18 protein-coding genes are annotated in these 19,823 nt (G+C 45.8%); 8 read left to right on the plus strand and 10 right to left on the minus strand.

Features of this window, described 5'->3' with window-relative positions; all coding sequences use genetic code 11:
- Positions 1–42: 42 nt before the first annotated feature.
- Positions 43–771 (plus strand): UTRA domain-containing protein, encoded by a 729-nt coding sequence (locus OCV12_RS17630; protein WP_261886724.1) that lies wholly within the window; start codon positions 43–45, stop codon positions 769–771.
- Positions 772–879: 108 nt separating this feature from the next.
- Here the strand turns inward: OCV12_RS17630 and OCV12_RS17635 are convergent, their stop codons facing one another.
- From OCV12_RS17635 to OCV12_RS17650, 4 genes are all read right to left on the minus strand, one after another.
- Positions 880–1,734, minus strand: a complete 855-nt coding sequence (locus tag OCV12_RS17635; protein ID WP_315972805.1) for an amino acid ABC transporter ATP-binding protein — start codon at positions 1,732–1,734, stop codon at positions 880–882.
- Positions 1,727–2,392 (minus strand): amino acid ABC transporter permease, encoded by a 666-nt coding sequence (locus OCV12_RS17640; protein ID WP_261886725.1) that lies wholly within the window; start codon positions 2,390–2,392, stop codon positions 1,727–1,729. The genes OCV12_RS17635 and OCV12_RS17640 overlap by 8 nt, the downstream gene beginning before the upstream one ends.
- A gap of 115 nt (positions 2,393–2,507) precedes the next feature.
- Positions 2,508–3,149 carry an amino acid ABC transporter permease gene (locus OCV12_RS17645; protein ID WP_176679065.1) on the minus strand — a complete coding sequence of 214 codons (642 nt, stop codon included), beginning with the start codon at positions 3,147–3,149 and terminating at the stop codon, positions 2,508–2,510.
- A 131-nt stretch (positions 3,150–3,280) separates the two neighbouring features.
- Complete coding sequence (locus tag OCV12_RS17650) at positions 3,281–4,147, minus strand: transporter substrate-binding domain-containing protein (protein ID WP_017061226.1); 867 nt, start codon at positions 4,145–4,147, stop codon at positions 3,281–3,283.
- A 240-nt stretch (positions 4,148–4,387) separates the two neighbouring features.
- Between OCV12_RS17650 and pdxR the strand changes: the two genes are divergently transcribed.
- Positions 4,388–5,902, plus strand: coding sequence for a MocR-like pyridoxine biosynthesis transcription factor PdxR (gene pdxR, locus OCV12_RS17655; RefSeq protein ID WP_261886726.1), 1,515 nt, complete (start codon positions 4,388–4,390; stop codon positions 5,900–5,902).
- Positions 5,903–6,103: 201 nt separating this feature from the next.
- Here the strand turns inward: pdxR and OCV12_RS17660 are convergent, their stop codons facing one another.
- Complete coding sequence (locus OCV12_RS17660; protein ID WP_261886727.1) at positions 6,104–7,420, minus strand: aspartate aminotransferase family protein; 1,317 nt, start codon at positions 7,418–7,420, stop codon at positions 6,104–6,106.
- A gap of 378 nt (positions 7,421–7,798) precedes the next feature.
- Between OCV12_RS17660 and OCV12_RS17665 the strand changes: the two genes are divergently transcribed.
- Together OCV12_RS17665 and OCV12_RS17670 are read left to right on the plus strand one after the other, a co-directional pair.
- Positions 7,799–8,494, plus strand: coding sequence for a sulfite exporter TauE/SafE family protein (locus OCV12_RS17665; protein WP_261887140.1), 696 nt, complete (start codon positions 7,799–7,801; stop codon positions 8,492–8,494).
- 12 nt (positions 8,495–8,506) lie between these two features.
- Positions 8,507–9,259 carry an SDR family NAD(P)-dependent oxidoreductase gene (locus tag OCV12_RS17670; protein ID WP_017630963.1) on the plus strand — a complete coding sequence of 251 codons (753 nt, stop codon included), beginning with the start codon at positions 8,507–8,509 and terminating at the stop codon, positions 9,257–9,259.
- Between the two features lie 163 nt (positions 9,260–9,422).
- Here OCV12_RS17670 and OCV12_RS17675 read toward each other — a convergent pair whose 3' ends face one another.
- On the minus strand, positions 9,423–10,052 hold the full coding sequence (locus tag OCV12_RS17675; RefSeq protein ID WP_261886728.1) for a response regulator: 630 nt from the start codon (positions 10,050–10,052) through the stop codon (positions 9,423–9,425).
- 312 nt (positions 10,053–10,364) lie between these two features.
- On the minus strand, positions 10,365–12,773 hold the full coding sequence (locus tag OCV12_RS17680) for a response regulator (RefSeq protein WP_261886729.1): 2,409 nt from the start codon (positions 12,771–12,773) through the stop codon (positions 10,365–10,367).
- Between the two features lie 88 nt (positions 12,774–12,861).
- On the opposite strand from OCV12_RS17680, the gene OCV12_RS17685 reads away from it, so the two are divergent.
- Entirely contained in the window at positions 12,862–13,620 is a 759-nt protein-coding gene (locus OCV12_RS17685; protein ID WP_123283671.1) for a substrate-binding periplasmic protein, read from the plus strand.
- Positions 13,621–13,829: 209 nt separating this feature from the next.
- On the opposite strand, the gene OCV12_RS17690 is transcribed toward OCV12_RS17685, so the two are convergent.
- On the minus strand, positions 13,830–14,390 hold the full coding sequence (locus OCV12_RS17690) for an NADAR family protein (protein WP_261886730.1): 561 nt from the start codon (positions 14,388–14,390) through the stop codon (positions 13,830–13,832).
- Between the two features lie 190 nt (positions 14,391–14,580).
- Positions 14,581–14,775, minus strand: coding sequence for a PA3496 family putative envelope integrity protein (locus tag OCV12_RS17695; protein WP_004736928.1), 195 nt, complete (start codon positions 14,773–14,775; stop codon positions 14,581–14,583).
- A gap of 362 nt (positions 14,776–15,137) precedes the next feature.
- On the opposite strand from OCV12_RS17695, the gene OCV12_RS17700 reads away from it, so the two are divergent.
- From OCV12_RS17700 to OCV12_RS17710, 3 genes are read left to right on the plus strand one after another with little or no spacing between them, the layout of a single operon-like run.
- Positions 15,138–15,962, plus strand: coding sequence for an ABC transporter ATP-binding protein (locus OCV12_RS17700; RefSeq protein WP_261886731.1), 825 nt, complete (start codon positions 15,138–15,140; stop codon positions 15,960–15,962).
- A gap of 9 nt (positions 15,963–15,971) precedes the next feature.
- Positions 15,972–16,904 carry an ATP-binding cassette domain-containing protein gene (locus tag OCV12_RS17705; RefSeq protein WP_261886732.1) on the plus strand — a complete coding sequence of 311 codons (933 nt, stop codon included), beginning with the start codon at positions 15,972–15,974 and terminating at the stop codon, positions 16,902–16,904.
- A complete protein-coding gene (locus OCV12_RS17710; protein ID WP_261886733.1) occupies positions 16,901–17,383 on the plus strand; it encodes a transcriptional regulator in 483 nt (160 codons plus the stop codon). The genes OCV12_RS17705 and OCV12_RS17710 overlap by 4 nt, the downstream gene beginning before the upstream one ends.
- A gap of 380 nt (positions 17,384–17,763) precedes the next feature.
- Here the strand turns inward: OCV12_RS17710 and OCV12_RS17715 are convergent, their stop codons facing one another.
- Positions 17,764–19,743 (minus strand): replication initiator protein RctB domain-containing protein, encoded by a 1,980-nt coding sequence (locus OCV12_RS17715; RefSeq protein ID WP_261886734.1) that lies wholly within the window; start codon positions 19,741–19,743, stop codon positions 17,764–17,766.
- Between the last annotated feature and the right edge of the window lie 80 nt (positions 19,744–19,823).

The raw sequence follows: 19,823 nt of genomic DNA on the forward strand, positions 1-19,823 counted from the left end.
GTTTACCTTATTGAACACACGAACTTATGGACTAGATCAGTAATGAGAACATTGGCAACAGGGCAATCAGGGACACAGCTAGGCAGAATTAAGGCAAGCATCAGAGAACAGCTTCAATCTGGCATCTTCACCGAGGGGCAAAAGCTGCCATCTGAAAGAGAGCTCAGTGAGCTGTTTTCCACGACACGAATCACGCTCAAAGATGCGTTAGTGTCGTTAGAAACCGAGGGGCTGATATACCGCGAAGAGCGCCGAGGTTGGTATGTGTCGCCCGAACGTATTCGCTACAACCCATTGTCACGTTCTCACTTTCATCAAATGATTCGCGAACAAGATCGCATAGCAGAAACCAGACTGCTGAGCACCCGCACAGAGATGGCGGCGGGCGATTACGCCAAAGCATTAGAGATAGAACAGATCACTCCGATACACGTGATTGAGCGATTACGATTTATTGATGGCCGAGCGGTACTGTTCGTTGAAAACATCTTGAAAGCGCCCCTGTTTGAAAAGATATTGTCGGAAAATCTCACCATGTCGCTGACAGGTATCTACCGAGAAAAATACGGCTATGAGACAAAACGATCCCGCTTTGATGTGATTCCTACTTCAGCCCCTGCGCATGTCGCTAAGGCGTTAAATTTGGCAGAAGGGCAACCTGTTCTTAAGATCTGCCGCGTGAACTACAAACAAGATGGTGAGTTAATGGACTGCGAACTGGAATACTGGCGACCCGATTCTGTGGTGATCCATATTGATAGCATTGGGTAATGCTGTGTCTGCTTGAGAGAAGAACCCCACACATACAAAAACTCCGACTGATTAGGTCGGAGTTTTGGGTTTAACGCTCAAACATTAAGGTGATGTAAATCATCTAGTTCATGAATCAAGCTTGAGGAACTGCCTTACCCTTGGTGAGTCTGGGTTAGTGAAGAACTTCTCTGGGTTAGATTTCTCAATCAATATGCCCTTCTCAAGGAATACCACTTGATCCGACACCTGACGCGCGAATTCCATTTCATGAGTCACTACCACCATGGTGTAACCCTCTTGCGATAGCTTCTTCATCACCAGTAACACCTCTTCGACCAATTCAGGGTCGAGCGCCGAGGTTGGCTCATCAAACAGCAAAACATCCGGTTCCATAGCGAGCGCCCTAGCAATCGCGACGCGTTGCTTTTGTCCACCCGATAACATACTTGGGTAACTCTCTAGCTTGTGAGACATCCCAACCTTATCGAGTTGCTTGCGAGCCATCTCTTCAGCGTCTGGTTTCGCTATTTTCTTCACGTGTACCAGCGCTTCCATGACGTTTTGCAACACGGTGAGATGCGGCCATAAGTTGAAGCTTTGGAAGACCATCCCAAGGCGCTCTCGAAGTTTCGCCAACTCTTTGTATTTGAGCGGCTTACCCGTTTCAGAGTTGATACCAATACGCTCATCACCCATGAAGATCGTGCCGCGTTCTGGTTGTTCTAACCAATTCATGCAGCGCAATAACGTCGATTTTCCCGACCCTGACGAGCCGAGAATACTGACCACATCGCCTTTGTTGATGGTGAGGTTGATGTCTCGTAATACTTCGATGCCATCAAACTGTTTCGACAAGTTTTCAATGTTGATGATCGTCTCGCGCTCTTCCAACAGTGGCTCGCACTCAATCACTTCCAAGTTCACTCCCAAAGAGGGGTTAATCGGTGCTTTTGTTTCAATAATCTCTGATTGTTTAAGCATGGCTAAGCCCTCTAAGTTCAACTTTGGTTTGGATTCGTTTGGTGATGGTTTCAAGTGCAATACTCACAGCCCAGTAGAGCGCTATAGCTATGATGAAGGCATTCAATGGGATGAAGTAGGTCGATTGAATACTGTTGGCTGCCGCGGTAATTTCTGCGACGGTGATGATGCTAAGAAACGCGGTGTCTTTTAAGCAGATGATAAGTTGGTTAGTGATCAGAGGAACCGACTTAAATAACACGTTGGGTGTGATGACTCGGGTGAAGGTTTTCAGCTTAGAAAAGCCATAAGCGTGCGCCGCTTCGATGTAGCCAGGCTCTAACCCTTTGCGCACACCGCGGAAAATCTCACAGAAATACGTACCATGATAGAGGCTGAGCGCGATGATTCCCGCTGTCACTGCATCTAGTCGAATGCCAATCTGAGGCAAACCGTAATAGAGCAGGTAGGCTAAAATCAGAAACGGCAAGGTACGCATCATGCCTATCAAGCTGTTGATGGTGTACTTAACACCGAGTCTCGAGTTTTCGAGGCAGTACAACAAACTAATACCTATGACGAAACTCAAGATTGAAGACGAAACAAAAAGATAAAACGTGGTCAAAAAACCAGAAGCAAACAGCTCTTTTTGTTGCCAGATAATATTCCATTCTTCCATATTTACTCCTTAAATTTACCCACTCAATGACACTTCACAAGCAGGTAAATGGTGTTGCTGACCAAGTAGTTATGACAGCTAAACTGTGACTACTGCTGATAACAGCTGTATACACTTATTGCTGCAGATAAGTGGCTCGATTTTCAGCCACAGCTTGCAGCTTCACCAACACGCCAATAATCAACATGTAGATGGCACCAGCACATAAGATTGGCCCGAGTGGCTCATAGGTAACCGCTGCAATTCGGTTGGTGACACGGGTTAGATCAACGATACCGATCACTGCAATCGCAGGGCTGCCTTTGATTAAGAACGACATCTCATTGACAAGCGCAGGCAAGCTCATGATCACCATCTGCGGGAACATGATTCGGCGGAAGTAAGTCAGTCGTCGCATGCCAATCGCTTCGGCCGCTTCCATTTGCCCTTTTGAAAAGTTAAGAAAGGCATTGCGCCAAATTTCAGCATTGAATGCCGATGTGTTGAGTGTGAGCGCTAAAATGGCAGAAACGTGTTTATCTAAATTGATGCCAAATGACGGGAACGAAAGAAAGATAAACAGAGCCAGTGTCACCAAGGGTGTTGCTCGGGCCCAACTGACATAGATACCCAGCATTTGATCCACAAACGGGATTTTCATCATTCGAATCAAGGCAATGACTAGCCCGATGACGACACCTAATACAATCGAGACTGCCGATATCCATGCCGTAGCCCACGCACCCTGTAGCAATTGTTCCCAAGCGTAATAATCCATAAACGACCTCTTTGATGAGCGACTTCTTTCGATAGGTTTTGCGCAAATGATTCATGGGTTAAACCGCTTTGAACCCATTGGCATGGACACAAACAGCCGTTAACTGTTTGTGTCAACGCATGCTTATCCGTCTATTGGACTGCTGTTAGCTTGTGATACTGCTCAACGGAAGTGATGGCCTCTGAAGGCAGTTGGTCGAACGACTCACCGAACCACTTCTTCTGCAACTCCGCCATTTTTCCTGTTTGCTCTAGGTGCAGGAAAAACTCCGTTAGATAAGCCAAAAGCTCAGGGTTCTCTTTAGGAACAGGCCAGCTCACGAAACCAGGACCAGAGACTGCCTCACCTTTTTTGAACACCTTCGACTTGGATTTCACCACCTCGTTAACGGAAACCACACTGTTGATCACGTAGTCTATGCGGCCGATTGCCAAGTCTGAATACGCTTCTGGGTAGGATTGGTACTGAACGACTTTGCCCAAAGACTTGCCTTGTGCTTCGAGCATCACTTCGAGCTCTGGAAGTCGCTCTAGCAAAGCACTGCCCGCTTGTAAGCCCACGGTTTTTCCATCTAAATCCGCTACCGTATTAATGTCTTCCGCATCAGCTCTGGTTAAGAAATAATGCTGCGCTGAAGCAATCGGTGGTGTGAAGTCAAAGGCCTTCAAGCGAGCGTCGGTAATGATCGCGCCAGTTAACGCCACATCATATTGACCGGCTGATACCGAAGCGAGTAACCCTGTCCAAGGTAAGATCTCTTGTTCAATATCGAACTTCGAATATTCACGTAACTCATCAAGCAAATCTTTGTTAATCCCCGCCGGCTTACCGCGGTCGATATAGTTGAATGGCGAATAGTTATCTTCTGTCGCCACTTTCATGAAGCCTTGCTTTTCGATGGCAGCAAGCTCCGATGCTTGTGCCACACCAAAACAACCCAGTACAACTGTCGCTGCCGCTGTTGAAACCCATGCCTTCATCGTCATTCCCTGTTTCATACGCTTTCCTTATCGAGATTATTTGCCTGCCTTTACTTTATGAACGGAATGCATCGGAGACGTAGAGCCAATTTAATTTTCAGGTTGGGACAGAGCGATTTTCTGGTTTGGGACAAAGTAATTTTCGGGGTTGAGAGATAGCAAAAAACTGTCCCTAGAACATCAATATGAACTCTGGCGCATTTCTTGCTCTTTTATACAGATTGGACCGAGGTTCACTGAGAATAAGGGCTGTATCTCATGGCGATAAATCACAATTGTTTCATCGAGTTTGATTCCAAAAGAAGCCTTCAAGAACAAGTACGTAGCTATTTGGTAACGGCGATATTGAATGGTATTTTTCCGGCAGAACAAGCGCTTCCGTCTTGTCGTAAGCTCTCTAGCCAATTGGGTGTTTCACGCAATACTGTCTCCTTGGTGTACGACAGTTTACTCGACGATGGCTACCTCATCAGTAAGCCTCGCAGTGGCTATTACCTTTCAGAAAAGTATCAAAATCCGAGTGACACTATCGATGCGAGTTTGGATCATTTTGAATCAACCGACAGCGACAATGCACCGGATTGGAGCAAACGCGTTAAGCTGCAATTGGGCCAATACCCACGCATCGTCAAACCTTCGCATTGGAGTTGTTACCAGTACCCGTTTATTTTTGGCCAACCCTCTATCAATGACTTCCCATTAGCTCAATGGCGAGAAGCGACAAGAAAGGTCACCTCAGACCCACATGATCACCGCTGGCTTTGCGATAAGGTTGATAAAGACGTCGATATGCTGGTGGAACAGATACGCACAAGAGTACTCCCACAGCGAGGTATTCATGCTCAAAGTGATGAGATTTTAATAACCCTAGGCTCGCAGAACGCGCTCTATCTGCTCTCCACCTTATTGATGAATCATCAGAGCCGAGTCGGTGTCGAGAACCCCGGTTACAAAGAAGCGAACCACATCTTTAATCTCTCTGGTGCACAGTTACACCCTCATCAAGTGGATGAACAAGGATTGAGGTTCAATGAGCACTCTTCACTGTGTGATCACTTCTATGTCACACCCAGTCACCAAGCGCCCACAGGCGTGACCATGAGTGACGAACGTCGAGCTCAGTTACTTGAGATGGCCAAAGCCAATGATGCAGTGATTATCGAAGATGACTATGACGCCGAGTGCAACGTGGAGTGGAACCCTAAACCTGCGCTGAAAGCCAGTGATAAGGAAGGACGTGTCATCTACGTCAGCAGCTTCTCTAAGCTATTAGCACCCGGCTTGAGATTAGGCTATATAGTGGCACCTGAAGAGCTAATCTACGACCTTAGAATACTGCGTAGGTTGATGTATCGACATGCACCAAGCCGCGTTCAAATGGAAGTGGCTCACTTTATTGAACAAGGCTACTACGACAGCTTTGTGAGGCGCTTTAGAGAAAACACGCGCCAACGCTGGAAGCTGATCAACGATGCAGTCTTAAAGTACTTACCAGACTGTAAGCGACTGGCTCAGAGTGAGCAAGCCAACTCTTTGTGGCTACAAACGCCGAGTCACATCAATAGCCAGCGCTTAGCGTCACGAGCCGCACAAAAAGGGATTTTGATTGAGACGGGCTATTCTCACTTCATGACCGATCCCGAAACGAAGTTGAGCAATGAAACTTCATCTGAATTTGATCCCAATTCTTATTTCAGATTAGGTTTTCACGCCATCGACAAAGACTTGATTGCACCCGGTATTAAAGAGCTGTCAGAGGTAATGAAGAGCTAGCACCACAAAGGGTTATATGGACGCTGTTATTCAAGCAATAACGTAAAAAGAGCATCAATCGATGCTCTTTTTCGTCTATTCCTAATCAATTAAAAACTAGGCACTCAAAGCTAAGCACTCAGTAAAAATAAGCACTTTGAAAAGGGCGGGGAATCCTTTACCAAAGTACCTGTGTTTCTGTGTTAGCTATCTTTTGAAGAATTAAGAAGCGAGCTCAAGCAAAACTTCATCAATGATCTTCACGCCTTTCTTAATTTCACTCGGTTGAATCACCAGAGGCGGAGCGACGTGAATGCGGTTATTCACAATGAAGGTCAACAAGCCTCGTTTGGTTAGTTCCGCTTTCAATTTGCCCATTTTTTCATTGCTCAATGGAGTCTTGCTTTCACGATCTTCCACCAGCTCTACCGCCCAAAACATTCCTTTCCCGCGCACATCACCGATCATCGGGTGCAACTCTTGAAGGCTGAGTAGAAGTGGCCCTAGAACGCTGTTACCGACATTATCGGCATGTGTGACAATGCCCTCTTGCTCCATCACATCAAGCGTTGCAACGATAGAAGCCATCGCCAAAGGGTGACCAGAATACGTCAAGCCGCCCATAAAGAAATTCGACTTAAAGTACTCAACAATCGGTTCACTGACTACCACGCCACCAGCCGGAACGTAGCCCGAGTTAACCCCTTTCGCGAAAGTAATCAGATCCGGCACAACATTGAAGTGCTCAAACGCAAACCACTTGCCCGTTCGGCCAAAACCCACCATGACTTCATCGAAGATCAATTGAATGCCGTACTTGGTTGCAAGCTCACGCACACCAACAAGGTAGTCTTTAGGCGGAATGAGAAAGCCTGCTGTTCCGGGAATCGTCTCTAAGATAATCGCCGCAATCGCCGTTGGCCCTTCGCACTCAATCACTCGCTCTAAATGCTGCAGGGCACGCTCACTCTCTTCTGCCTCAGTCGCCGCATTGAACTCGCTTCGATAGAGAAATGGATTGAAGAAGTGAACGTGCCCACGGCTATACTCGTTTGGAATACGACGAAAATCGCCCGTCGCCGCTATCGCTGTTCCGGTATTGCCATGATAAGAACGGTAAGCCGATAACACCTTATCGCGCCCTGTAAATTGTCTCGCCATGCGAATCGCATTTTCGTTGGCGTCTGCTCCTGCGTTGGTAAAGAACACCTTCTTAAATGTGCTTGGCGCTTTCGACAAAATGCGTTTCGCCGCCAAACCACGAGTAAGGTTGGCAGTCGCAGGTGCAACGGTCACCAAGGAGTCCGCTTGATCTTTAATGGCTTTGATCACCTGTGGGTGCTGATGCCCAATATTGGTGTTGACGAGCTGGCTACTAAAATCGAGGTATTCCTTGCCTTCGTAGTCCCACATCTTGCAGCCTTGTCCACCCGCAATGGCGATAGGTTCAGCCGCTTCCTGAACTGACCAAGAATGAAATACGCTCTTGTCGAGGTCGATAATATCTTGGTTCACTAACTGTTCTGTTGATACTTCCATTTCATCGTCTCCATTAACAACACTAGATTCACAGCCCCTTGTGCCAAGCACGCCTTCAAAGATGGAAGACGCGAAACACCAAATTGAAAAGGCTGCGCTATCGGATGGAGTAATCTTCATCCCAAACAGGGCAGACCGCATAGTGTCAGTTTCAACAAAACCGTGGGCCAGTGAAATTAGCCCGAGCCCACATTCTTTCCAACCGACAACCTGACCCAATCCAATCGTCGAACTGGCTCTATTCAAAATTCTTAGGGGTGAATAGATTGAAAGGCAGACGAGACAAATCTCATCAAATGCGAATGAAGAACAGCAGCTACAACAGTAGACAAGCACGCAACAACAAAGAGGTGAGTAATAATGGAAATGGGCGTGGCGATGACATTAATTCTGTTTGCAGGCGTGGTGCGAGGCTATTCAGGGTTTGGGTTTGCGATTATCGCAGCGCTATCCCTCAGCTTTATTGTTCCGCCGCTGCAAGCCGTGACCATTGCGATCCTGTTGGACTTTTTAAGTACTTTTCCTCTGCTCAAACGAAGTAAGTCCACCATCAACATTCAACTTATTACACCGCTGTGTATTGGCATGTTGGTTGCGGTGCCCTTCTCGCTGTACTTCATTAGCACGATATCTGAATCAGGCTTAAAGGCCTTTATCGCGATGATGTCTTTAGTCGCTGGCTCATTAATCATTTGTGATTTTCGCCTCACATGGCTACACCAGCGACACGCATTTTGGGCTGGGGCAATTTCCGGGTTCAGCATGACTACCGCTTCTTCGGGAGGGCCTCCGTTAGTGACGTATTTGATGAACCTGACCATTGAAACCAGTGAACAGAGAGCCACTGCAATTGTGTTTTTTCTACTGAGTTCCGCGATCTCGCTGATCGGCTTCATGTGGATTGGCGCATTTAACCAAGGATCGTTTATCACTGGTTTATGGCTCTTACCTGCAGCTTTGATTGGCAATCTACTCGGGCAAAAATTGTATCTATCAGCGCCGAACTTGTCTGCAAAAACAACGACCGCGCCGATTTTGATCGGCATGGCACTACTTATGTTAATTTCAAATTAGAAGGATTTACTTATGGATAAGATAGCGTTCATTACAGGGGCTACCTCGGGCTTCGGCAAAGCGGCAGCAAAGCGTTTTGCAGAAGATAACTGGTCATTAGTGTTGTCTGGTCGTCGTATCGAAAGGTTACTCGACCTAAAGGAAGAATTAACGGTGCCTGTGCATGTGATTCAACTCGACGTTCGAGACGCAGACGCCGTAAAACAAGCCATTGATTCACTACCTGCTGAATTTTCATCGATTACCGCATTGGTCAATAATGCAGGCCTCGCCTTAGCGCCAGAAGGTGCACCTGATGTGGACTTAAAAGATTGGCACACCATGATCGACACTAATGTCACTGGGTTGGTCAATGTCACGCATGCACTGCTGCCGACGTTAATTAAAAAAGGCGCAGGGAGCTCTATCATCAATGTTGGCTCAATCGCCGGACAGTGGCCTTACCCAGGCAGCCATGTGTATGGAGCCAGCAAAGCGTTCGTAAAGCAATTTAGTTATAACCTTCGCTGTGACCTACAAGGCACAGGAGTACGTGTGACTGACTTGTCTCCTGGCATTGCAGAAACGGAATTCACGCTAGTTCGAACCAAAGGTAATCAGATGGCTTCAGACAACCTTTACCAAGGCACGACGCCATTGTCAGCTGAGGATATCGCTGAGCAAATGTTTCATATTGCGACCTTGCCAGAGCACATCAACATCAACCGAGTCGAGGTGATGCCGACTCGACAAGCGTGGTCTCCCTTCGCTATCGACAGAGACTAAGTCTAAACAGACAGAACGAAGATCAAACATACACAAACAAAAAGGTGGTCTACCCAAGTAGACCACCTTTATCGCTTCCTTCAGCTTTTCACTTAGATGTAATCGACCACGTCAAAGTTTCAATGTGTTCATTCTCGGGCGGAAAACCAACCGTAGACGCCACTTAGGTGTGGCCATGGATGTACCTAAACTCTTGCTCAATCGCATGAAGCATATTAATCGCGTTCTCAGACGATGCATGGATGATCTCAGTCTTGGGGGCCGCGCCTATTTGTTCGATTTTTATTTCGTTTTCAGAGAGCAGAGAGATAGTCGTGCGCTCAAACTCAAAGCTATTTAGGTTCACGTCCATAATGGCGCTCGCCCACTCGATCGCCACCAAATCTTTGGTGGTGTATTGGTTAGTCAAAATACCGCAACTGCCGTCTGGTTTTGGCAATACATGATCAACAATGCCATCGTAATCGTTGTCCCAAATCAGAATTTCTAATTCACCGTCTCCATCACTCACTGCAGTAACTGGGTAACCACTTTCATCCAGTGTCAGCAACACTTGAGTATGAGGCTTCAATTCAGGTTCGTTGTGGGTGTCTGGCTGAGGGATTGAGTCGAGATATTGCGAGAATGAGTATTTGAGATAAGCCTGCACTTCTTCACTGTCATTGATATTCATGCTGCTTGGTGCATCGGTGTGAGCGGTATTGATTGATATTTCCGGCATGCCCGCTAAAAAGTCGTCGAATAGTTGCGTTGCTTTGTCTAACTCAGAGTGAGTTGCGATTACTTTACTCATGTTTATAGCCCTTTCAATTGATTAGGTTTCAATAAAAGCAAATAGCAGAGGTACAACAGGTGATGGATGGGATGTGGGTGAATCCTTGATGGGTCGTCACTTTACATTAGCAAAGCCGAAGTAAAACTGTATGACAAAGAAATGAAGCTTGAGCATGAGTTTAATAAAGTGAGCTAGCGATCAATGTTCACAGTTCTTAACTGGGGGCTCTTAACTGACGGGCTCCAATCCCTTCTAACGGCACATAAAAAAGACCCAAAGCACGATGATGCTTTAGGTCTTAATAGGAGGTGGTATATAACTCACATCAAGCTAGACAATTTTTTGCTCACTCTCTTCACTCGTTGAGTCGGTTTCTTTAGTTAAAAAGCTCTCCACTATATCTCTCAGCTTCCCTTGATTAACAGGCTTAGGTAAAAACTCATCCATACCCACATCAAAACACAAATGCTTGTCTCGCTGCACGACGTTGGCCGTGAGTGCGACGATAGGAATATGTTGTGAAGAGCCCTCTTCCAGCACTCGGATCTGCTTAGTTGCTTCGAAGCCATCAAGAACAGGCATCTGACAGTCCATAAAGATCATCACGTAGTCATTGGCTTTAAACTTCTCGACACCGATTTCCCCGTTGTCGGCGATATCAACCTCAAGGCCCAGCTTCTTAAGCATCATCTTGGCGACTTGTTGATTCACTCTCGAATCTTCCACGACTAAAACTTTGCCACTAAAAGAGGCCGTGACCGCCGCAGGTTTTGGCTCTTCTTTTAAAGCCACTTTCTCAGGTTGTGCTGGCTTAGAAACAGCCGCAGGTTTGGTGACTGGTGCCGGTTCATTGTCTTTAAACGCCACCTCACCTCGATTTGGGTAGGTGAAGGTTGAAGTATCAGCCGCTCTCGCAAGCACCTCACTGATCGTCCACTTAAGTTGGTTGTCCTGATAAGGGCGAGCGATATAAGCGACGAACCCTACTTGTTTCGCGCGAACTTCATCTTGCTTTCTTGGGTCGGCGGAGATCATCACTAACTTAGGACACTCGCTACCAAAGCGCTCGACCAAGCTTCTTGCCAGTTGGAAGCCATCAACCGACGGCATCACTTTATCAATCAGCACTAAGTCGTAAGGCGACGACTTAGCCACAGACTCTGAAACCAACTCTAGCGCTTGGTTTGCCGTTTCACAGCACTCAGACTTAACACCGAAGGATTGCAGCTGTGTGGACGTTATACGCATGTTCAACTGGCTATCATCCACCAGCAATACCGAGACCTTATTAAAGTCGATGTTGCTCTCGTCCGCTTCTAAACACGGATCAAAGTCGGCCACGAAATAGAATGTACTGCCCTTGCCTTCGACACTGGTCAGTTCAAGCTTGCTGCCCATCAAGGTCACGATCTTATCGCATATCGTGAGACCAAGTCCTGTGCCTCCATAAATACGTGTAGTACTGCCGTCAGCTTGCTGGAACTTATCGAATACCGATTGCTGTTTGTCTTCCGCAATGCCGATACCACTGTCTGTCACCTCAAATCGAACCCTCAGCTTTTGCTCCGGTTCAATCACTTGTTCTAAATGAAGCGACAACGTGACATGGCCATGCTCAGTAAATTTGATAGCATTGCCAACCAGGTTATTTAGTACCTGTCTGAGCTGAGTGCCATCGCCAATCACCATGGTTGGGATCTTAGGATCAATCGCGAGTTGGAATCTAAGCCCTTTCTGTTCGGCTTTAACTCGGAACGTCGATTCCACATCAGCAGCGATACCCATCATTTTCATCGGTTCTTGCTGAAGCTCAAGTCGACCAGCTTCAATCTTCGAGTAATCGAGGATGTCATTAATTAAATCGAGCAGCGTGAGTGAAGAGGTGTTGAGCATGTTGACATACTCTTTTTGCTCTTTCGGCATATCCATTTCAGAAAGCAAAGATGAAAGCCCGATAATCCCATTCATTGGGGTACGGATCTCGTGACTCATATTAGCCAAGAATTCACTCTTGTTACGGTTAGCCACCTCGGCGATATCTTTGGCTTTTTCCAGTTCTTGGTACTGTTGACGAATGCGTTCAATCGACTGGTTGTAACTGCTCTCTAGCGTCGAGATCTCATCTTTGTAAGTAGAATCGGTTGGGGTTAAGAAGCGCGGCTTGTTGTCTTCAACCTGTTGTTGATTGATCTGAGAGGACATGGCCATCAGGCGTTTCACGACTAGACGATACACTATCGTTAGACACACCAGAGAAAGTAAGAAAACTTTGACCGCTTCGAAAGCGAGTAATAACAGAACCCGTTCTTCGAAGTCATTAAGGATCATACTTAAATCAGATTGCACCGTGAGCGTTGCTAATGGGAAGTCTTTGCCACCCATTTGGTGCACCATCTCCCAAGATTGAGAGTAAGACTGGCCAGTGGTTGGTCGGCCTAGTTCTAGAATTTTTTCATCGGGGCTTTCTATTAGAAGATAACTAACAGAGGGTAAACGAGAGATGCCTTCAGCTTGTACAAACAATTGGGTTCGGTCTTCCACCCATAAGCTCGCCGTTAAACCAGAGAGGTAGCCAGCTTTAACCTGTTCGATCTGAGAACTGATAAAAGAAACTCGATTTTGGTACTCCACATATAATCCCAGACCTGTCACTATGACTGTGAATAAGGTACTGATTGCGATGATTACCCCGATCAACTGTCGGGAGAGTCCAATATAGCGTTTTCCTTTTTTCACCATACACAAATTACCATTATTGTTATCCTAGCAAACTACAATTACTCAACTAGTATAATAGTAGTCATTCATCAAATAACTAGGGAAGGTTATGAAAAAACATCTTATCGTTGCATCCATAGTCAGTTTGTTTTCAAGCAGTTATGCTTTTGCAAGCGAACCTCTTCACTACTACATTATTGCGAGCCAAGCGCAACCTTTTCAGATCGAAACTGACGGGTCATCTCACAGAGGAATGGTATCGGATATTGTTGAGGCGGTATTCGATGACAGCCAATATGAGATCAACTACCACACCTACCCTTTTAACCGAATGATCGACAAGCTCGATGCTAGAGAGAACCCAAATTGGGTAACCTACGGCAGTCCAAGTTGGGGAAATATCCAATCTGTTAACCTGTCTGAAGATCCGATTTACAATGTAAAACACGTGTTACTCAGCAGCGGTAAAAAGCCGTTTGAGTTCAATACAATCGACGATCTAGACGGAAAAGCAGTGGTATTGCTGGTGGGGTTTGAGTATCCGAACCTAGAGCCATACATCCAACAAGGCAAGCTCAACGAGATTCGAGTTAAAGATTACACCGCTGCGTTTCGTGTCCTGAACCGAGCACCTGGCGATACTGTGTTCGTGGAAATGGAATCACGAATCAAATACAACCTAAACGAGCAGAAGCTGAGTATCGATGACTACCAGATGCAAGAGTTCGGTTCAGTCATTAATAACTACCCTATCCATTTGGCGTTCGACCCTGAGATGGACCCTAAACTGCAAACCTTCATTAACCAACGTCTAGACCAGATGAAAGACGATGGACAGCTCAACGACATCGTACAGAGTTACTTATAACAACAGCACCACTTATAAACACAGCGTCACCGTATAGCTTCGGTAACGCACTTTAGCTCTCTTCGATACCTAACTCGCTCTTAAACTTATAAGCCCGCCCTGTTAAGCACACAAGCTAAACAGGGCGGCCTTTTCGATTCGTCTTTAAGGGCTAAAAGAGTTTACCCGTAATCGACCTACTTAATTTGGAACAACCGCAGGTCAATGGATTAATGCGCAGCAATCAAATGCAGTTGCTGAGTACGAAGCTGTTGACGCACCGCCATCAGAATCTTACCTAAATGATTCTCGCCAGTGCCATCACCGCCATCGCCCCAAAAATGGTCTTTGTGTGAATGTTCTTTGATCACCGAATCTCCGGTATTGGTAAGAAACAGAGCAAACTGCGGATTCTGTCTGAATTTCTCGGTGACGATGAACTGCATCACTTCAACACGAATCTCATACCAATCCTCACGAACTTGGTCTTCGTAGTCACGGCTCAAAGAGAATGCTTCAGCAGGTGTGCTAGCTTGCAGAATAGTATTGCGAAGTACTTCGCAGGAGAACTTCATAGCTTGATAATAGTGTTCGCTGGTTGCCCAAATTTGATCATCAACCTTGATGGGGCAAGCTGCAAAATTTGACAGGTATCCGTTTGGATCTTCAGGTTCATAAAATAGCACTTCTTTGGCTTGAGCCACAGAATTAGACATAGCCTTCTCCTTACCAACGACATCGCATATTTTTGCTTTAACTTTAAAATTAGTGGCGTTGCATATTGCTGTCAAACAACTTGGTTAAAGAGTATGCCATGGGCGTGTTTTTAGTCTGAAGGACGTGATTTCAAAAAGGGCATAACGAAGCTGCAAACTAGAGAAGAGAATCAAGCTATTGATTTCACATAGACAGGAGTTATAAAAAAGTACTTATAAATCAAAGGGTGGCATGATGCCACCCTTCTAAATGCAATGGGGATTATTAGTGAATAAGGCCTAGCTCCCTCGCTTCTTCCAGACTCAAACCGCTTTCTCTAATTTCTCTTAGAGCCTCAATACGACGACGAGCTTCAGCGGACTTCATTTTCTTTTCTGGTTTGAAAGATACTTCTTCTTCAGCATCCCACTTGTTTGCAATATTTGTCATTTCATCATGGTTGATAGAATTAATGGACATGTTTTCCTCCGAAAAGCACCATGTAATGGACAGGTAATCTGTAGCAAATGCTATTTCGCTTGTTAAGAAAATCTGTACTGAAATGTGATGATTCCGACGCTTCACAAACCTAATTAATAAATGCCTCATTTAAACTTTGCCAAAGGCATTTTCTGCAATTACATTTAAAAGATTCCCCATAAGAAATGTGGTTTGATCCAACTCTCATTTTCCCCTCTCCCAATTCTTCTTTTCCGCTGAAAATTCGTGAAATAACCCAAGATAAATTTCGAGGCACTTCATTCTTTTTGTGCTCATCGCTTTCACTAAATTCAACACATGTTAATGATAATAGTTATCAATATCATAACTGAGTATTTATCATGTCTGTGGGAATTTCAGATACACCACTTCTCGAAGTGAAGAATTTATGTGTCGACTACATCACCGATGACGGTGATTTCAACGCGGTCAAATCCGTCAGCTTTAGCATCGGTCAAGGTGAGATTTTTGGTTTAGCCGGGGAATCTGGCTGTGGCAAAAGTACCATCGCGTTTGCCATTAACCGTCTGCATAAGCCGCCCGCGTTCATATCCGGAGGCCAGATACTGTTTGGTGGACAAGACCTGCTGAGCTTATCAGACAGCCATTTGAATACCTTGCGCTGGAGCGAGATTGCCATGGTGTTCCAGAGTGCGATGAATTCACTCAACCCTGTATTAACCATCGAAGAACAATTTGCCGATGTGCTGCGCCACCACAAAACTATGAGCAATGAACAAGCCAAAGATCGCGCAGAAAAGTTACTCGACCTGGTAAACATTCCGCGCAACCGGCTCACAGAGTATCCTCACCAATTCAGTGGCGGCATGCGTCAGCGTTTGGTGATTGCTATTGCCCTCGCCCTCAACCCTAAGCTGATCATCATGGATGAGCCGACTACGGCTTTAGATGTGGTTGTGCAGCGAGAGATTTTGCAGCAGATACACCAACTCAGAGAGGAATTTGGCTTCTCAATCCTCTTCATTACTCATGACTTAGCATTAATGAGCCAACTGTGTGACCGCATTGCCATCATGCGCCATGGCCAAATCGTTGAAATCAATCAAGCCTACGAGATTCGCAACAATCCGCAGCACTCCTACACCCAAAAGCTATGGAGTTCTTTCCCTAATATTCACGAACATGCTCACGCGACAGCGTGCTAGGAGAGCTCTATGTCACAACCTATTTTTCAAGTAAAAAACCTCGTCAAAGAGTTCACAGTTGGCGGTGGATTTGGCAAGGAAGAGATATTCAGAGCGCTGCACGGCGTGAGTTTTGACCTATATGCAGGAAGAACGCTGGCACTGGTTGGCGAGTCCGGTTGCGGGAAAAGCACCTGCGCGAGGCTGATGACCAAGGTTTACCCTGCGACAGAGGGAGAAATCTTGTTCAACGGCAGAGACATCTCTACGCTCAAGAGCCGCAAAGACATCTTGGATTACCGCAGCCGTGTGCAAATGGTGTTTCAAGACCCATTTGGCTCACTCAATCCTACTCACACCATAGAGCACCACTTAACTCGCCCGCTTAAGATTCATAAGCAAGTCGCCAATAAAGCAGCTCTAGAAGAACGCCTCAAGGAATTGCTCACGCTGGTGGAGTTACCCATCGAAACGCTCGCGAAATACCCTCACGAGCTCAGTGGCGGCCAAAGACAGCGGGTTAACCTAGCCAAAGCGCTTGCGGTAGGGGCTGAAGTCATTCTTGCCGATGAACCGACCTCGATGTTGGATGTTTCAATTCGACTTGGCGTGCTCAATCTCATGCAAAAAATGAAGAAAGAGCTTGGAATAGGCTTCTTATACATTACTCACGACCTTGCTACCGCTCATTACATCGCAGAAGAGACCGCGGTGATGTACAAAGGACAGATCGTTGAATGGGGATCAACTCAGTCGATCTTAACGAATCCGCAGCACCCATATACCAAACTGTTGATCTCTGCAGTACCAGATCCTGATCTGCCATTTGGCGAACTCGTAAAAAATGAGCCAAACTATTCCATAGACGCTGATCGTATTCGAGAGCAGAGCAGTGAAATACAGCATGAAATCAAGCAAGTCTCCGATAATCACTTTGTAAAACAGTGGGATAACGTTGCATGAATGAACTAGACACTTGGTTAGAGCGAGTCGGAGATTGGTACAAAGACCGAAAGCATGATCAAGTGGAACGGTTAGAACCTTTGATCTTAACGCCTCCAGATGCACTCTGGGGGCCTTTGATCACAGATGAACAAAGCAAAGGCATCGCATGTTGGTTAGACGGGTGCCTGCGTATCTTTACTTTCTACCGAAATTCAGACCACAAGCCACATCATCAAGAAAAAGCGTATCAATACCTAATGTTCGCTTACAGTAAGCTTCAAGCCGTGTGTTGTGACACGAAAGCGGAGCCAGACTTACAAGAGTGGTGTACACAGCGAGTACAGCATTTGTGTGTGCTCGCGTTGGAGTTTGCGAATCAACAACAAGAGCCGCGCTGGTTACAAGAATCCGAAAAATTGATCGAATCGCATGTCCGCTTTATGGCAAGCCAATCCCAGAACGATGATCAAGGAAACGTGAAACATCAGATTCACTGATCATCCCCTATCGATCCAATATCAACTCATCAAAATGACCGTCTAGTTGAAACGACAGGATCAATTAAAAGCATGATCTCACCTTGATCATGCTTCAGAAGCCGAAGCATGTAAGCTATTGATTTTTAATGTTGAGCGGAATTTAAGACAAAAAAAAGCGAGTCCCTTGGGGAACTCGCAAAAATCTATTCAGTATGATGTAACAAAATATGAGCCAATCTATTAATCATAAGAAAGGACAAAAGGTTGTCTATTCGGGATAAATAATAATCAACTGGATGCGTTACATTGTCATCGCTTTGTCAGCATTAGGTGCGATTATTATCAGCACCTAATGATGATTAAATGACCTATTCACAACAGTGAAAGCGGGGTAAAAACTAGTGGCCAATCGCCATTTCATCGAGCGCCAAGAACACATTTTCATCTAGATGACCTTCGTGCACTTGTTTACACACTTTACGACGCACCGCCAAACCAGAGATCAGACGTTCGATAGAGAGATGTCGATTACTGTTGCTATCACGGTCGTTGTACAGCTCAATCAGCTTACTCAATGTTTCGTAAGGGATAACATTTTCCCCTACTCTCAGCCAATCAAGCTTCTCAATGAGCTCTGAGCACTCTTCTTTGATCGAGGCATGTGAGTGCCCTGTCATAGCAGATAAAGCCGTTATACTGCGTTCTAGAGCCTCTGCAGAGGTATATTTAGAGAGCGTTATCATGATCTCGTCAGCATTGATCTCAACAGAGTGCTTACGTTGCTTCACTCGACGTCCTAATTTGCCTCTTGGCGACGGTGCCTTGCGCTGAATCGGTTCAAACTCACCATCGATGATCTCAGACAGCTCTTCCAGCTTCTGCTTAGAGACCATCTCGTTGCGAAGTGGGTTTGGCAGCGTTGGTGCCATGTTACGTTTACCGGCGTTGGTGGTACGTGCTCTTGAGTAACGCAGTACTTCTTCCACGTTACATTTGATATCTACTTGATAATCGGTCGTTTTGCCTTTTTCGATCAACGCGGTGATCGTCAAGTGATAACCCCAAAGATTAACCAGGAAGGTATCTTCTTGATCTCCGACTTCGCCCAACTTTCTCAATTCGCGGATCAGATCCATCGAAAAACGACGCCAATCGATGTTACGAGCCAACTTCTGATTCAGTTCGCTCAGCAACATACAATCTGAATGACGGCGGGCCATACGGCTTCTGAAGTACGAATACATTTGGAAAACCAAGGTATGTTGCTTAAGGATTTCTGGCGGGAACAAGAAGAAATAATCACGAGTCAGGAGCTCTTCGTAGAACGAAGGTTCCCAAACGAGGATGTATAGGTTCGGTTTAATGCGAATTTCGCCATCAGAGCCCTCTGTAGGCGCTTCTTCCGATGCAGTAATGGTTCTTGCTAAGAATCGGAAACGATCACTCTTAAAGCCTTCTGGCATGTTCTCACTAAGCCAACGACCAGTAAGCTCATGCAGTTGGAAATCCGTAAACTCGATACGATCAATACTGTCGCGAATCGAGTCACGAGCAGGGCCACTGTCTTTCTTACCACGCAAAGACAAAATGTCCGTGATGTAGAGTGGTGTTTTGTTCGGCGTGTGTTTCGCGTCTAGGTGGTAATCATCTTGGTGATGATCATGATACTGAACGGTTAGCGTGAACAACGCGAAAAGCGTCATCAGATCATCGACCGTCATAATATTTTTAGACGATCTTGTCTCGATCACAGCGCGAGTGCCCGAGATCGAAACCATTGATTTCTGGTAGCTCTTGCGCGTTCTAGGTGGCGCTAACGCTTGATCAATAATGCCCGCCCAATTGGTTGGCGAAACAATGAATTGATCCGCTTCGTCTTTCATCGTTGGGGGAGTATTAAGACCATGCTCATTCAGTAAACGTTTGTTTACTTTAGTTTGAGCGAGGGCTTTAGAGCGCTTCTGCTTTTCGTTTTGCTTGACGCTTTCTGTGACTAAGCTGGTGGCACCCAGTACCGATATCAATTGGTTTGGGTTAACAAAGCGATGCAGCATGGTTTTACCTGCAAGGCCTTCTTCAAAGCGAACGGGGATTTGTTTGAAAAGACCGATATTTACCGCTGCTCTCAGCCTTTGTTGCAAGGCTGCGCGAGTGACTTGGCCATCGGTTGATTCGATAATCTCAGTGGTTGAAACGTATCCGTCTTTGCTGCTAAACCCACGAAGTGAAATTAGGTTAAGAAGCTCAACTATGCTTTTGGTGACACCTTTGAAGTGTTGATATTGTTCTATCCATTCAACGGCTGTTTCAGATACCTCAAATAAATGACCATCTTTGTGGCTTCGTGCCTTAATTAACAATTTCTCTTCTGGTTTCATTTTTGATCCGTATCACACTAACCGTAGTTTCACTATAGTTCCTGAATGATAAAGAAAGAATGATCATAAATAAAGAGAAT

The sequence above is a fragment of the Vibrio pomeroyi genome, from assembly GCF_024347595.1.
In the GTDB taxonomy this organism is placed as follows: Bacteria; Pseudomonadota; Gammaproteobacteria; order Enterobacterales; family Vibrionaceae; genus Vibrio; species Vibrio pomeroyi.

Bases quoted from the DNA above. Each gene is read 5' to 3' on its own strand.
- OCV12_RS17700 (WP_261886731.1), top strand. From the start codon at position 15,138: ATGTCTGTGGGAATTTCAGATACACCACTTCTCGAAGTGAAGAATTTA.
- OCV12_RS17660 (WP_261886727.1), bottom strand. From the start codon at position 7,420: ATGGAAGTATCAACAGAACAGTTAGTGAACCAAGATATTATCGACCTC.
- OCV12_RS17705 (WP_261886732.1), top strand. From the start codon at position 15,972: ATGTCACAACCTATTTTTCAAGTAAAAAACCTCGTCAAAGAGTTCACA.
- pdxR (WP_261886726.1), top strand. From the start codon at position 4,388: ATGGCGATAAATCACAATTGTTTCATCGAGTTTGATTCCAAAAGAAGC.
- OCV12_RS17675 (WP_261886728.1), bottom strand. From the start codon at position 10,052: ATGAGTAAAGTAATCGCAACTCACTCTGAGTTAGACAAAGCAACGCAA.
- OCV12_RS17635 (WP_315972805.1), bottom strand. From the start codon at position 1,734: ATGCTTAAACAATCAGAGATTATTGAAACAAAAGCACCGATTAACCCC.
- OCV12_RS17685 (WP_123283671.1), top strand. From the start codon at position 12,862: ATGAAAAAACATCTTATCGTTGCATCCATAGTCAGTTTGTTTTCAAGC.
- OCV12_RS17630 (WP_261886724.1), top strand. From the start codon at position 43: ATGAGAACATTGGCAACAGGGCAATCAGGGACACAGCTAGGCAGAATT.
- OCV12_RS17650 (WP_017061226.1), bottom strand. From the start codon at position 4,147: ATGAAACAGGGAATGACGATGAAGGCATGGGTTTCAACAGCGGCAGCG.
- OCV12_RS17670 (WP_017630963.1), top strand. From the start codon at position 8,507: ATGGATAAGATAGCGTTCATTACAGGGGCTACCTCGGGCTTCGGCAAA.
- OCV12_RS17680 (WP_261886729.1), bottom strand. From the start codon at position 12,773: ATGGTGAAAAAAGGAAAACGCTATATTGGACTCTCCCGACAGTTGATC.
- OCV12_RS17710 (WP_261886733.1), top strand. From the start codon at position 16,901: ATGAATGAACTAGACACTTGGTTAGAGCGAGTCGGAGATTGGTACAAA.
- OCV12_RS17695 (WP_004736928.1), bottom strand. From the start codon at position 14,775: ATGTCCATTAATTCTATCAACCATGATGAAATGACAAATATTGCAAAC.
- OCV12_RS17640 (WP_261886725.1), bottom strand. From the start codon at position 2,392: ATGGAAGAATGGAATATTATCTGGCAACAAAAAGAGCTGTTTGCTTCT.
- OCV12_RS17715 (WP_261886734.1), bottom strand. From the start codon at position 19,743: ATGAAACCAGAAGAGAAATTGTTAATTAAGGCACGAAGCCACAAAGAT.
- OCV12_RS17645 (WP_176679065.1), bottom strand. From the start codon at position 3,149: ATGGATTATTACGCTTGGGAACAATTGCTACAGGGTGCGTGGGCTACG.
- OCV12_RS17665 (WP_261887140.1), top strand. From the start codon at position 7,799: ATGACATTAATTCTGTTTGCAGGCGTGGTGCGAGGCTATTCAGGGTTT.